At 46.8% G+C, this 13,634-nt stretch carries 17 protein-coding genes; 2 read left to right on the top strand and 15 right to left on the bottom strand.

The annotated features are described in order from the left end of the window. Window positions 1-202: 202 nt before the first annotated feature. A complete protein-coding gene (locus PRUTH_RS18710) occupies window positions 203-1,927 on the top strand; it encodes an acetolactate synthase 3 large subunit (protein WP_151174189.1) in 1,725 nt (574 codons plus the stop codon). Then, window positions 1,927-2,424, top strand: a complete 498-nt coding sequence (gene ilvN / locus PRUTH_RS18705) for an acetolactate synthase small subunit (RefSeq protein ID WP_151174188.1) — start codon at window positions 1,927-1,929, stop codon at window positions 2,422-2,424. Before PRUTH_RS18710 ends, ilvN begins: the two co-directional genes overlap by 1 nt. A gap of 101 nt (window positions 2,425-2,525) precedes the next feature. On the opposite strand, the gene PRUTH_RS18700 is transcribed toward ilvN, so the two are convergent. The 15 genes from PRUTH_RS18700 to PRUTH_RS18630 form a co-directional block, all read right to left on the bottom strand. Continuing rightward, window positions 2,526-2,801: an HU family DNA-binding protein gene (locus PRUTH_RS18700; RefSeq protein WP_022946817.1), complete on the bottom strand. Its 276-nt coding sequence runs from the start codon at window positions 2,799-2,801 to the stop codon at window positions 2,526-2,528. 129 nt (window positions 2,802-2,930) lie between these two features. Then, on the bottom strand, window positions 2,931-3,458 hold the full coding sequence (locus PRUTH_RS18695; RefSeq protein WP_045979968.1) for a DUF3833 domain-containing protein: 528 nt from the start codon (window positions 3,456-3,458) through the stop codon (window positions 2,931-2,933). After that, the gene (locus tag PRUTH_RS18690; protein WP_045979967.1) at window positions 3,455-3,955 is read right to left on the bottom strand and encodes a chalcone isomerase family protein; all 501 of its coding nucleotides are present in this window, start codon (window positions 3,953-3,955) and stop codon (window positions 3,455-3,457) included. The genes PRUTH_RS18695 and PRUTH_RS18690 overlap by 4 nt, the downstream gene beginning before the upstream one ends. A 19-nt stretch (window positions 3,956-3,974) precedes the next feature. Then, the gene (locus PRUTH_RS18685; protein ID WP_151174187.1) at window positions 3,975-4,472 is read right to left on the bottom strand and encodes a DUF2878 domain-containing protein; all 498 of its coding nucleotides are present in this window, start codon (window positions 4,470-4,472) and stop codon (window positions 3,975-3,977) included. Next, a complete protein-coding gene (locus tag PRUTH_RS18680; RefSeq protein ID WP_045979965.1) occupies window positions 4,453-5,715 on the bottom strand; it encodes an SAM-dependent methyltransferase in 1,263 nt (420 codons plus the stop codon). The genes PRUTH_RS18685 and PRUTH_RS18680 overlap by 20 nt, the downstream gene beginning before the upstream one ends. Then, window positions 5,708-6,427, bottom strand: coding sequence for a DUF1365 domain-containing protein (locus PRUTH_RS18675; RefSeq protein ID WP_151174299.1), 720 nt, complete (start codon window positions 6,425-6,427; stop codon window positions 5,708-5,710). Before PRUTH_RS18675 ends, PRUTH_RS18680 begins: the two co-directional genes overlap by 8 nt. Window positions 6,428-6,467: 40 nt before the next feature. Next, window positions 6,468-7,724: an NAD(P)/FAD-dependent oxidoreductase gene (locus tag PRUTH_RS18670; RefSeq protein WP_151174186.1), complete on the bottom strand. Its 1,257-nt coding sequence runs from the start codon at window positions 7,722-7,724 to the stop codon at window positions 6,468-6,470. After that, entirely contained in the window at window positions 7,721-8,437 is a 717-nt protein-coding gene (locus PRUTH_RS18665) for an SDR family NAD(P)-dependent oxidoreductase (RefSeq protein WP_138548263.1), read from the bottom strand. Before PRUTH_RS18665 ends, PRUTH_RS18670 begins: the two co-directional genes overlap by 4 nt. A gap of 3 nt (window positions 8,438-8,440) precedes the next feature. Then, entirely contained in the window at window positions 8,441-8,866 is a 426-nt protein-coding gene (locus PRUTH_RS18660) for a nuclear transport factor 2 family protein (RefSeq protein WP_053909393.1), read from the bottom strand. Beyond that, a complete protein-coding gene (phrB, locus tag PRUTH_RS18655) occupies window positions 8,859-10,244 on the bottom strand; it encodes a deoxyribodipyrimidine photo-lyase (protein ID WP_151174185.1) in 1,386 nt (461 codons plus the stop codon). Before phrB ends, PRUTH_RS18660 begins: the two co-directional genes overlap by 8 nt. Then, window positions 10,245-11,195 carry a YbgA family protein gene (locus PRUTH_RS18650; RefSeq protein ID WP_045979960.1) on the bottom strand — a complete coding sequence of 317 codons (951 nt, stop codon included), beginning with the start codon at window positions 11,193-11,195 and terminating at the stop codon, window positions 10,245-10,247. It abuts the gene before it with no gap. Next, entirely contained in the window at window positions 11,195-11,866 is a 672-nt protein-coding gene (locus PRUTH_RS18645) for a ChrR family anti-sigma-E factor (RefSeq protein WP_022946806.1), read from the bottom strand. The genes PRUTH_RS18650 and PRUTH_RS18645 overlap by 1 nt, the downstream gene beginning before the upstream one ends. Then, complete coding sequence (locus PRUTH_RS18640) at window positions 11,859-12,422, bottom strand: sigma-70 family RNA polymerase sigma factor (protein WP_045980206.1); 564 nt, start codon at window positions 12,420-12,422, stop codon at window positions 11,859-11,861. Before PRUTH_RS18640 ends, PRUTH_RS18645 begins: the two co-directional genes overlap by 8 nt. A gap of 150 nt (window positions 12,423-12,572) precedes the next feature. Next, window positions 12,573-13,136, bottom strand: a complete 564-nt coding sequence (locus PRUTH_RS18635; protein WP_151174184.1) for an LON peptidase substrate-binding domain-containing protein — start codon at window positions 13,134-13,136, stop codon at window positions 12,573-12,575. 190 nt (window positions 13,137-13,326) lie between these two features. Continuing rightward, window positions 13,327-13,578: a hypothetical protein gene (locus PRUTH_RS18630; RefSeq protein WP_151174183.1), complete on the bottom strand. Its 252-nt coding sequence runs from the start codon at window positions 13,576-13,578 to the stop codon at window positions 13,327-13,329. Window positions 13,579-13,634 lie beyond the last annotated feature (56 nt).

Here is a 13,634-nt window from a genome sequence, read left to right as displayed (position 1 = left end):
GCTCGGGGTTGACAGTATGCTTTCAAAAGCTTAACAATAGAAGCCATTGTTGAGTATAAAAGTGTTTACCCATGTTTAATGTCGTCGTTCTCGTTGTGATTCTCGTGGTGGTCTTAACCAAGACTACGGGGCCTACGTGAGCGAACATATAACGCTAACAAACCCCCGCCCTTAAGCGGGGGTTTTTTTTTAAGGAATGAGGATGAATGAGCAACAGTTTAACGGTGGAGAGTTAGTCGTCGCCGCGCTAAAAGAACTAGGCGTTCAGTATATATTTGGCTATCCAGGGGGATCGGTATTAGATTTATACGATGCGCTATTTGAACAGCAGGACCTTGAGCATATTTTGGTGCGTCACGAGCAGGCAGCTACGCATATGGCCGACGGGTATGCCCGTGCGACTGGGAAAGTGGGTGTGGTCTTGGCCACTTCCGGTCCCGGAGCGACTAATTGCGTAACCGGTATTGCCACTGCCTACATGGACTCTATCCCCATGGTGGTGATCTCCGGGCAAGTACCCAGCAACCTTATCGGTGACGATGCCTTTCAAGAAACGGATATTGTCGGTTGCTCACGGCCTATCGTTAAACACAGTTTCAACTGCCGCAGCGCAAAAGATATTCCCACTATGCTTGCCAAAGCATTTTATATTGCCAGTAGCGGTCGCCCGGGTCCGGTTGTTGTTGAACTCCCTAAGGACGTACTTAACCCAACCCAGAAATTCCCATTTGAATTTCCACGTGACATCCAGATCCGAACCTATAACCCCAACAAGAAAGGCCACCCAAAACAAATTAAAAAAGCGGTCAATGCGGTTCTTAACGCTAAAAAATTGGTCATTTATTCAGGAGGCGGTATCGTTCTCTCCGACACCAGCGATAAGCTAACCGAACTGGTAGAGACGCTTAACGCCCCTTGTACTAATACGTTAATGGGACTCGGTGGGTTGAGCGGTGAGCATCCAAACTTTATCGGTATGTTAGGCATGCATGGCACTTTAGAAGCAAACAAAGCGATGGCCAATGCGGATGTTATTTTAGCTCTAGGTGCTCGATTTGATGATCGGGTTACCAATAACGTGAATAAGTTCTGCCCAGACGCAACCATAGTCCATGTTGATGTTGACCCAACTTCAATTTCTAAAACTATCAGCGCGCATATTCCGGTGGTTGGTTGCTTAGACACTGTACTGACACAATTATTAACCGCTATCAACACATCGAACATTGCCATTGATAGAAGCGCCCAAGAAGATTGGTGGCAGCAAATCAATCGTTGGCGTGAACAAAAATGCCTTAGCTTCAGTGCAGGCAGTGACAAAATCAAGCCACAAACGGTTATTCAAAAGCTTTACCAAGCCACTAACGGCGATGCCTACATCAGTTCCGATGTGGGTCAGCACCAAATGTTTGCTGCCCAGTACTACCCCTTTAAAAAGCCTCGCCAATGGATCAATTCCGGAGGCCTTGGAACCATGGGATTTGGTCTTCCTGCAGCGATGGGCGTTAAGCTTGCTTATCGTGATAGCGAGTCAATATGTATCACTGGAGACGGCTCCATTCAGATGAACATACAGGAGCTATCAACTTGTTTGCAGTATAACTTGGCGGTCAAAGTTGTATCACTGAACAATCGTTCCTTAGGCATGGTGCGTCAATGGCAAGACATGATGTACAGCGGTCGTCACTCGTCGTCTTACATGGAGTCCCTACCTGATTTTGTCAAACTGGCGCAAAGCTATGGCCATGTTGGTATACGCGTTGATCATCCCAATGAGCTTGATGGCGCCATTGATGAGATGCTCAGTATCAGCGATAGGTTGGTCTTTTTAGATGTGCGTGTTGATGAGCTAGAGCATGTTTACCCGATGCAAATCAAACTAGGCGCAATTGATGATATGTGGCTGAAAAAAGGAGTGAAAGCATAATGCGTAGAATATTATCAATCTTATTAGAAAACGAGCCTGGCTCACTTTCGCGCATCGTCGGCTTGTTTTCCCAGCGAGCTTATAACATCGATAGTCTCGCGGTAGGCACCACCGATGATGCATCGTTATCGCGCATTACTATTACCACGCAGGGCGGCGATCGTATCCTTGAGCAAATCCTCAAACAAGTTAATAAATTAGTGGGTGTGCTCAAGGTCATTGATTTAACCGAACAAAGTCATATTGAACGTGAATTGCTATTAGTTAAGGTTGTAGCCCAAGATGAAAGCACACGCGCAGCAGTAACCCGAGTTGTTGATGTATTTGGCGGCGCCATTTTGGATATGGGGCGGATCAGCTATTCATTACAACTCGCCGCAAGTACTGAGAAGCTAGAATCATTTTTGGATACCTTGCGCCATGAAACAGAGGTCATAGAAATGGTGCGTTCGGGGGCTATCGGTTTGGGACGTGGCGATAAAGCCTTGAAAGGGTAGCAACAAGACGGCTAGCATCTCATTGACTAATTATGAATTGCAGAGCTTTAAACGTAAAAAAGGGCGAAACCGCCCTTTTTTCACAATTGTTAGTAAACTGATTATGAGTTTACTGAGTCTTTCAGACCTTTACCCGCTTTGAAGCTTGGGATATTCGCAGCAGCGATTTGGATTTCTGCGCCTGTTTGAGGGTTGCGGCCGGTACGAGCTGCACGCTCTTTAACTGAGAAAGTACCGAAGCCTACTAGCGCGACAGAGTTACCATCTTTCAAAGAGTTAGTCACCGCACCTGTGAACGCGTCCAGTGCACGGCTCGCCGCTGCTTTTGAAATTTCTGCATCATTGGCGATCTTTTCGACTAATTGAGCTTTGTTCATTGTTTGATTCCTATTCGTTATTTTTTTGCCTTAGCAAATCTATCATTATGCATTTTTACTGACTTGGCAACCGCAAATCACACATTTTCTGAAAAAGTTCTCCTCTGGAGAGCCCTTAGGCACAGAGTTTTAGCGTTTTTCTATCACCAGCGTGATTTCGCCAACCTCCAATCCCAACTTATCAATTGCGGTGCGGTTGATCAACCTAGATTCTGTGACAAGGTACATCCAATCGTCTAGGTCTACCGTCATGGTATCGCCGTCATAAGGAATTTCGAGGGTGTACTTCCAGTTGAAGGCACTGCCTCTGGTCACCCCTTGCGCGGTGCCAACTACATCATTGGCGGTCCCAGTAAGAGTGCCATTTTCACCCAGCTCTATGCGCCATACACGGGTGTCCTGCTCGCCGTCTTGATAATAGAACTGCTCATCAATAACGCCCTTGTTTCCCTGCCATGAGGCCTGCATATCAACGCGAAAACGCCGTGTGACCTCGCCTGAGTAATCTTGCACTATGCCATAGGCAACTAACTCACCGGAAAAAAACTGTTTAAAATCAAATTTTGGTTCAGTTCCTTCATAATCCTCGATGGAGGCCGAACAGGCAGTCAATATCGCCAATACAAACACACCTAAATAAACGCGTAATGACTTCATTCACTTGCTCCTATTAACTTCTGACGTAGTTTTGGCTCGCTGGTGTTCGGCGACAACCATATTGCCAAAAACGCTTCGCTAAAAGCCTGTTGCTCGATGGTTTGTAACTTTTCACCGTTATAATAAAAAGTACCAACGCCCTGCTCATTGGTCTCAAAAGCCAATGAATCCCCTTCTGTGATATCCGGCCATAAGCCTTGTAACGTATCGCCATATTCACTGACGTACTGCGCCTTATCAAGGTGTCGCCACTGGTCAAATGTAGCTTTGACGATGTCGCTAGCTTCTATATCTCTGAGATAAGTGAGGGTCAAGCGCACTGGATGCTCTCCGGCTTGGTAGTCGCCATCGGTCGTTGCTAACTTAGCGCGGTATAGGTCCCAGAACATATAGCTCATAACCCCTTCACCAACCGCCTTGAAGGAGACCTGTGACCACGCCGGTGATGGCGCCATACCACCCAGGGTCAATGCCATAATGATAGGAAGGTATTTCATGAAAAATCATCCGTAATAACTAGGTATTATCTTCTACGCGCCCTGCAAGGCGATTGATCACAATAATCACGGTAAAAGCACTGGCCCAGAGCAGCCCATATACAAGGTAGAATTGCCACCAAGGCAAGGGCGTTGACAGCACGTCAAAGCGAGCAGCACCTAGGTAGCTAAATGGTGCACACACCCAGCACAAGACAAAGCATTGCCACAACGGCAATCGCGTAATGAACCGCAATGAATGATTGATAGTTAGCAGAAGGGAAACCCATAATAAGACGAGCCACCAGGGTATCCAAGCACCTTCGAATTGCAGTAGTGCAAATTGCGCAGCACTCGTTTCGAGTAATAAAGCAATGGGGAGACTGGCAAGTAACAGTATGTCTTGCTTGCGCTTATCAGAGAGCGCAAGCATCATCACAATCAGCGCCGCCATCATTGGCAACGCATCGTTTTGCCAAAAAAAAGCTGCCCACCAGCAGCTTTGAAACAAAACAAAATTAGTAGCTAAGCGCCACATGATCATCACCACCGTTGAAGCCTTGCTTACGCGCACTTAAATGCACAGTGCTAATTGCCCGCTGGCGAAATGCCCCTTCGCAATAAGCCAGATAATACAACCAAAGGCGATAGAAGGCGCTGTTGAATTTAGCTCCTTGCAATTGCGGCCACGCCTTTTCAAAGCGAGCGCGCCAATCAGCTAACGTCCGAGCATAATGAAGGCCAATATCATGTAATTCATGCATGACCAGGTCTGTGTTTTTACGCAAATGCTTACTCATTTCATCAACACACACCAAACACCCGCCAGGGAAGATGTACTGTTGAATAAAGTCAGTTTCTTTTACGTATTTACTGTAGCGCTGGTCATTAATGGTGATAGCCTGAATAAGCATGGCACCACTGGGCTTTAGAAGGCTGTTGCATTTGCTGAAGAACTCACCGAGGTACTCATGACCTACCGCCTCAATCATTTCTATAGAGACAAGCTTGTCGTAGTGTCCTTCAAGCAGTCGGTAGTCTTTCTTTAATAGGGTAATTTTATCTTCTAAGCCGTGCTGCGCGATTTTTTGCTGCACATAGGCATGTTGTTGATCTGAGATGGTTGTAGTCGTTACATGGACATCATAGTGGGTAGCGGCATAGATAGCAAAGGCGCCCCACCCTGTGCCAATCTCGACAACCTGGTCGCCATCGGCCAACTGTACACGCTCGCATATCAGTTTTAATTTATGTGCCTGCGCTTGCTCAAGGGTTGCATCTGCTTGAGGATAAACGGCACAGGAGTAAAGCATTTCATCACTTAAGAACGACTCGTATAATTCATTGCCCAAGTCATAATGAGCAACAATGTTTCTTTTGGAGCCTTGCGTGCTGTTACGATTACGCAAATGCTTGAGTCGGTATGCGATTGCGCTGAAAAAGGCGAAGCGGCCTTCAAATTCATCGAGCTGGTCTTGATTGAGAACAAAAATCTCCACCAAGGCAGTCAAGTTATCGCATTGCCAATGGCCATCGATAAAGGACTCCGCCGCACCAATACTGCCGCCAAAGGCAAACGCATCGAACATACGCGCATCGCTTATATCCACACGAGCTCTAAGCGAAGAGGTGTTATTACCAAACTGATAGCTCTGATCACGAAAATGCATTTCTACATAGCCGTGTTCTAAGGTTCTCATTGCTGCCAAGACAAAGCGTTTAGCGATCTGAGACTTCCAACTGATTGATTTTTTTGCTTCTACTTGGGTAACTCTATCCATCTTTCTTTCCTGGGTGAGCGTAAAACGGCACACGCTTTAACAATAACCTTAATGCTTGCCAGTATATCCCGCGCATGACACTCAGTGTCATTATAGGAAAACGCCGCAACACCTTAGTGAACGCACGACGCTCTAACCCTTGATGTTGCAATCGCATGGTGGCATCAAATAATTTCTGCCGCTGGCGTTTGTTCTCAATATGGATAAGCATCGCCCGGTTTTTGGCTTTCACTCGCCAATGGTAATGCATATCCAAATTCATAAAAGGCGATACGTGAAACTGCTTTTTAAAGTTCACTTTAGTTTGTAAATCAACTAAATAATAATGACGCTCATTCCAAGGAGTATTACTCACTTCGGCAACCATGACACTGAAATCGCTGTCACCACGATAACGATAAAAGTAAAAATTGGCCGGAGAAAAGTAAATACCGCAACAGCGCAGCTGCACCAACATGTAAACTTGGGCTATCTCTTGCTCTACGCCCAGTTGCTGTGCTTTAAGCACAGCGCGTTCAAACAGCGAGCCGTGTTCATCACGCAAGTAATCGCCTTGGTTAAACCGCAGCACCTTCCAGCCATGCGTCCCAACCAAAGGGTGTATGCCATCAAGCTGCTCTGGGTGCTGAGTATCAACCCACATCATATACAGTGGGTAATTAAAACCATGATAAACGGGCTCAAAACGCCGATGACGCACATCGCCAAGCATGATCGCGCACCCTTGGGTCAGTAGCGGTTCCTGCACGGCTTCAGTGCTCAAAGTCGACCCCTAGCGCTTTGGCTACATCTACAGCACTGCGCACGCCATCTTCGTGAAAACCGTTGTACCAGTATGCGCCGCAATAGTAAGTGGCTGCGAGATTAACCTCATCTCGGCGTTGTTGCGCGGCGATGCTGTCGCTATTGAATACAGGGTGATGATACGTGAAACGGCGCAACACCTTACTATCATCAATAGCCTCATCACAATTAAGAGTCACACACAACGGTGGGTTGCTGTGCAAACCTTGGAGGATATTCATTTGATAAGTGACAACTGCGGCTTGCTCAGTGTTGTTATCAAGGCGATAATTCCAGCTCGCCCACGCTGCACGACGCTCAGGTAACAAGCTAGTATCAGTATGTAGAACAACAGAGTTGGCAGTATAAGGCATCGCGCCCAGCACTTGCTGCTCGCTTTCGGTGGCATCGCCTAACAACGCAAGGGCCTGATCGGAGTGGCACGCAAACACCACCGCGTCATAATGGTAAATCTCGCCGCCTTGCATATGAATCGTCACGCCATCTGGGTGCCTAAACACCTTTTCTATGTTCGCATTTAGATAGATATTGTCTTTAAAGGGTTTCGTTAGCGGACCGATGTATTCACGAGAACCGCCTGGGATCACATACCACTGCGGGCGATTAGTAATATCTAACAGGCCATGGTTGTAAAAGAAGCGGATGAAGAACTCGATGCCAAAGTCTTGCATCTTTTTGATCGACGTTGACCAAATCGCCGCCCCCATAGGCAAAATATAATGATTGCAGAAGAAATCGTTAAACCCATGCCTATCAAGGAAGCGACCTAAGGTGTCGCCTTGTTCATATTCGCCGCTGTGATAAAGGTCCTTACACAACCGGTTGAAACGGACTATTTGCCACAACAAATGCCAAAACTTCGGTCGCAATAGATTGCGACGCTGAGCAAACAAAGTGGTCAATGTATGGCCATTGTATTCAAAGCCTGTGTCCACGTTGTGCACGCTAAAGCTCATTTGTGTAGGCTTGCGACCTATGCCAATTTCAGCGAGCAACTTTTCAAAACGCGGGTAGGTGCGATCATTAAAAACAATAAAACCAGTATCGACGCTGTGTTGCTGTCCGCCGACCTCAACATCCACTGTGGCGGTGTGCCCACCGATGTAATCGTTCTTTTCGAAAACATCAACATGATACTTTTTGCTCAACAAATAGGCACTACTGAGGCCCGCGATACCACTACCTATTACTGCGATTTTCTTCACCGCACCATTCCTTTTGCAATTTTGCGCCACAGCGGCCAAGGTAGCACGCGCAGCAGTTTTAAAATAAATGTGAATCTTTTTGGAAAATGAATCTCTTTGCGCCGTTTTTGCAGCCCCTTATACATGTATTCAGCGGCTTGCTCTGCACTGACGGCCATGGGCATAGGGAAATCATTGTTATCGGTCAATGGCGTTTTCACAAAACCTGGGTGGATAACGCTCACGTCAATGTCTTTGAGATCCACAGCCAGGGATTTTGCCAAATAAGTCGCGCCTGATTTCGATGCGCCATATGCCTCGCTCCGCGTCAGTGGTAAATATGTGACACTGGAGGAGACAATGGCGAGGTGGGCACCGGATTTAAGTTTCGGCAACAGCGCCTCAAGGCAATAACCAAGGCTCAGAAGGTTGATGGTAATAACGCGCTCGAACAATGCACTGTCAAAATGACGCGCATCATCAACGTATTCGCAGTTACCGGCGTTGAGCACCACCAAGTCAAGCTCGTCTATGTCGGTGGTGGCTGATTTTATAGCCTCTAATTCGGTGACATCAAACGATAACCCTTTTATATGCCCTTGGCCTTGGCTGTCTTCTAACTCTTTAAGCTTTTGTTCGTCTCGCCCACACGCTATAACATCGTGTTGCTGCGCATAGCGCTTAGCCAGAGCTTCACCGATACCCGATGTTGCCCCTGTGATTAATACTTTCATAGCCTAACTCCCTGCTTTGTTGTCAACGAGCTTGATTACTTTGCCAAGCAAAGGGATATGTCGGTATAACATAGCGCCTACATCAAAGTAATCGCGATGGTGGATGACTTTGCCTTGATCAAATTGCAAAAAGCTGTGCCCTGCAACCGAGACCTCATTGCCACCATTTAACTTGGGGTGTGAAAAGCGCATGGTCCAATACAAGAATGCATGATTATCAAAAGCAAATTGTTGGCTAATATCAAATGTGCAGTGATTAACATTGGCATACATGTTGGCGAAATATCGCCTTAGTTGTTGCAACCCTTTAACTTCATGAAGGGGGTCTTGGAAATGAATGGCTTCGCCATAAACTTCATGCAGCAAGTCTAGGTTATGCTTATCCAAACGCTGATAAACTGACACAAATTGCTCAAGCGCGTTATTCATCGTCCACCTTAAATCGTGCTAAGGCACGTTCGCGTGCCGCTTTATGATCAACTATCGCTGGCCAATACCTGTTGCTTTGAGTTGCTGCTAGATATTGGTGCGGAAAGTGGATCTGCTTAGCAGGCACTTTTTCTAACTCTGGTAGGTACTTACGGATGAATTCGCCATCTGGATCAAAACGTTCACTTTGCGTTATCGGGTTAAAAATACGAAAGTAAGGCTGCGCGTCACAGCCGGTGCTTGCCGCCCATTGCCATCCACCATTGTTTGACGCCAAGTCACCATCAATCAGGTGACGCATAAAAAACTGCTCACCAGCGCGCCAATCGATGAGTAAATGCTTGGTCAGAAAGCTTGCCACCACCATACGTAGGCGATTGTGCATCCACCCTGTTTGCACTAATTGTCGCATTGCTGCATCCACCAGAGGGTAACCCGTTCTTCCTTCGCACCAAGCGTTAAAATCTTTATCGCTTTCACGCCATTTCACGGCGTCGTACTTGGCGTTAAAGTTAGCGTGTTTGCATAAACGCGGATAAGCAACAATAAGATGGCGATAAAATTCTCGCCAAATCAGTTCGTTGACCCAACTAAAGAGGTTACTTTTTGCGCTTTGCAAAATATCAGGGTGGCGCTGCTGTACGTTAACGAGCAGTTGTTTAACGCTGATTATTCCAAGTGCCAAGTATGGGCTCAACCCGGAGGTGCCTTTAATCGCTGGAAAGTCTCGCTGCTGTTCATAAGTGGTGAGCTTATCGTCAATAAAGCGCTCAACAATCGCGCTAAGTGAATCATCATCAACCGGCCATTTTTGCGATTCACCGTCACTTTGCAAACAACGAGGCGTCTGCCACTTTATCGCGTTATGTAACGACGGCCATGACGGCAATGAAAAGTGGCTTTGCTCATACTGCTTTAGCCATTGACGCTTAAATGGGGTAAACACGCGAAACATGTCACCGCTTTTTGTACACACCGAGCCTGGCGGGGCAATTACATCGCCATCAAACCAATGAAACTCAAGAGCTAATTGCGCACATTGGCTGTCACGCTGGCGTTCATTCACTTCATATTCGCGGTTGGCATAAACATGCTTGACGCTCAAGCTGTTACATAACCCTTGTAACGATGCGGGTATGTCACTAAATTCATCAACATCCAATACGTGCAAGCGAATACCGTGCTCACTCAGGCGCTGACCCAAATAATCGACACGTCGCAGCATGAGATCCCGTTGAATGGGCGCCATGTCGTGCCGTTGCCACTGTTTCTCGCAGACAAAGAAAACGGCGTCTTTTGCGCCGTTGTTTAATGCTTCAATTAAAGCTTCGTTTGCATAAAGGCGCAAGTCGCGCCGAAACCAGAACAATGAACTCATTTAAATACCATACCTCAGCTTTAAATCGTTTGGGTGGGGATTAAAGTAGACTTGTTGCGCTAAATAGGGATTTGGGTGCACCGTAAGGTGGTGACGCAATAATGTCAGCGGCACATATAAAGGCACAAGCCCCTGGCGGTAGTCTTCGATTGCCGCACGTAATTCTTGCTTTTCCTCTTTACCGAGGTGCTGTTTGAAATACCCCTGCAAGTGCATCAAGGTATTAGTATGTGCTTTGCGCGACGCAGGCTTTTTCAACGCATTCATTAAGCCAAGGATATACTCATCGGCAATAGCTTCGATGTCATCCCCTTCGATACTGCCGAGCAACCGGCCTAAATCACGGTACGCTTGATAGTTGTGACTCATCAATAGGTATTTATGCAAAGAGTGAAAAGTAGTCAGCCGATGAGCGCTTAATCCTGACTCACGCAGCTTGCGCCAGCTATGATAAACATAAACACGCATAACAAAGTTTTCGCGCAGGTGCATGTCATTAAGTCGGCCATTTTCCTCACAAGGGAGTAGCGGATTAGCCTTCATTATTTCGGCGCTGAAAAAGCCTACACCCTCTGATGTATTGCCCGTCCCAGCTTCATTAAAGACTTTGACTCGTTCCATGCCACAGCTAGGACTTTTGGCACAGAATATAAACCCATCGAGGTGTTGGCCCTGATTCTGTGCCACCTGCTGCCCGTAGTTTTTAAGGTCGTTGCCAACTTCGCCACTGCCATCAGGGCGACACACAGTTATCACGTCGTCTTTACGCACTTGGCGAATGGTCGGCCTAGGAATGGGTAAACCAATTGCCACTTCTGGACAAAAAGGCACATACTGCACGTGCTTTGCCAGCTCATCCATGCAAAAGTTAGAGCGCTTGTGCCCAGAGTCAAAGCGAACTTTTTCGCCGGTAAGACACGCGCTAATACCTATTTTCAACGATTTATCCATTAATATATAAGCTCGCCAATGGGGTTCAGCAATTTACTTAAGCCTTTATTGAAGTGTAGTGCACTATTGACTACTGCCAAGCACAAACACCCCTGTTCGGTGTAAGGAGTATGGTCGTGCTTATGATCAAGCCATATAAAATCGCCTGGTTGATACTCTCCTTCTTCGTCGGTAAAGGTGCCATCAAGCAATAGCGTCAACTCAAAACCTGTGTGCGTATGCTCGGGAATAGTCCCCCCTGGAGCAATGTACAATAGGCTAGTGCGGATACTGCCCTCATCAAGCTCCAGGCGCGAACGCGCGAGCTTGCCGGCCTGAACAAATCTCGACATGCCCACATGACTCAATGCACGTGGTAACGTGATGTTTCTATCACCAACGGATATTTGCTTTGCACTTTGAATGGCAAAATCATCGACGTCTGTATCTGCAGTAATATCACTGAGCATGGCGCTCATCTGCGCATCAAGCAGCTCTTGTGACCCAGTGAGCTCCTCACCGGCGTCATCTGTAAACGTTTGTTCACCAATGCGCTGCTCTAATGCTGCGACGGTGTCGCAACAGTCATCGCAAAGCTCAAGGTGAGCTGAAATTGCCACGCTCAGCGAAGCTGGCAATGCGCCAAGCACATGTTGTTCTAACAACTGTGTGTTCGGGTGAAATTTAATCATGCTCTGCTCCCAGATGATTTCTTAGCTTTGAGAGCGCCAATCTTAACCGCGACTTTACGGTTCCAACTGGTACGCCTAACTGCTTCGCAAGTTGCTCTTGCGACATTTCTTGAAAGTACACTCCCTTAACCACCTCCTGCTGGGCGATGGGAAGCTTGTCTATATGCTGCTGCAAGAGTTGACTCTGTAAATGATCGCCAAACACTTCTTGCTCTTCTTCATGATGCTGCACCAACGGCCAGATATCTTCGCTTAAGGTATCTTCTTTATTGCTGCGCATTTTGCGCAGCGCATCGAAAGATGCATTACGCATTACGGTATAAACCCAAGTCGTCGCTGCACCTTTACTCGGATGGTAAAGGTGAGCTTTACGCCAAACTGAAGTCATGGTGTCTTGCACCAGCTCCATCGCCGACGCTTCGTTGTTGTATTGCTTAATGCCAAAGCGTTTTATCTTTGGTGCGAAATAAGAAAACAGCGTTGCGAATGCGCTTCTGTCCCGATGCTCTGCGACGCGCACTAACGCATCTGACAAATGCTCAGTTTCACTGCCCATGTTTCTTCCTTTGCTTTGATTGCCACCGCTTGGTGCAATACTTTGCTGCGGAGACTTGTTACACGGCTTGTCTAACACGCTTTGCAATCCCATTGGCTGCCTCAGTAATGCTTTTATTTGTGAGATTTACGCAAGGAGTGGCGCGATAGATCATCGCTCGTTGAAATTAATTACAGTATGGAGGAAGTCGAGCAGTTGTTCAAAGTCGTGATCACAGATTATTAACTTTTTTTGATTATAATCAACAGGTAATATCTCTAACCAGCGATAAGCAACCCACTTGGCATCGTCGTAGTTAGGGCAATCATATAGGCATTTGAGCTCTGGATTATTGTCTAACACCCATTTTAACGCCTGCGCCAAATCGGTATGTTCAACCTCAGGCACGGTCGCAGTCTCTATTTCAGTGGGGTGGGTACAATAGCGTAAGCCGTTATCGAGGTAGGTTATGTTGTCTATGCGCATCAGGCTTTCACCTTGCACAGTGATCAACAACTGGCCTGTCGGGTCTTGGTCAAAATCGATAATTTTAACTAGGCAACCAAATTCGCTTGTCTGGTCGTCATTTTCCTTGGCTAATGGGGTGATAACAAAGCCGCGTTGTTCGCGCAGACACTCTTTTACCATGTGAATGTATCGCTGCTCGAAAATTTTGAGCTTGGTCACGCCCTGCGGCAACAACACCAGCGGCAGAGGGAACACGGCATACTTCATAATAATCCTAGGACGGTGGGTAGTGCGTATACTACGTCATGTCTGTTAATGCCGATCAGATAGCCAGTGAAATAGTTAGGGTGAGGACAACTACTCTCCCCACCGACCGAAATTACGGCAGACACTAATGCCTAGGTAGGTACCAAACAAACTTGCTACGGGTAGCAGCATAAGCCCCAGTAAGGCAAAATTAAGCGTCATCACCCTGCTCCTTCGCATTCGTTTTATCAGACGCTTTATCTGATGCCTGGCGCTGCTCGGAAAATAACGTGTGAGTTGCATCACGTAGTGCCTGTTTCTGTGACTGGATGAGCGATGAATACGCTTCGTTTGCAGCAGAGCGAACAGCCTGTTCAATTTCTTGAGTGAGAGAGTTCGCATTTGCCATTGAACTTACAAATAAAGCGGAAGTCAGAATTGTTGCCTTGGTTAACGTTTTCATGATGATGTTCCTGTTGTTAAGGTATTGTTTAATTAGTCGCATCATCTATTACAAAG

Source organism: Pseudoalteromonas ruthenica (genome assembly GCF_008808095.1).
In the GTDB taxonomy this organism is placed as follows: Bacteria; Pseudomonadota; Gammaproteobacteria; order Enterobacterales; family Alteromonadaceae; genus Pseudoalteromonas; species Pseudoalteromonas ruthenica.
Note: the sequence above shows the minus strand (reverse complement) of the source record. Positions and strands in the feature narration are given on the sequence as shown.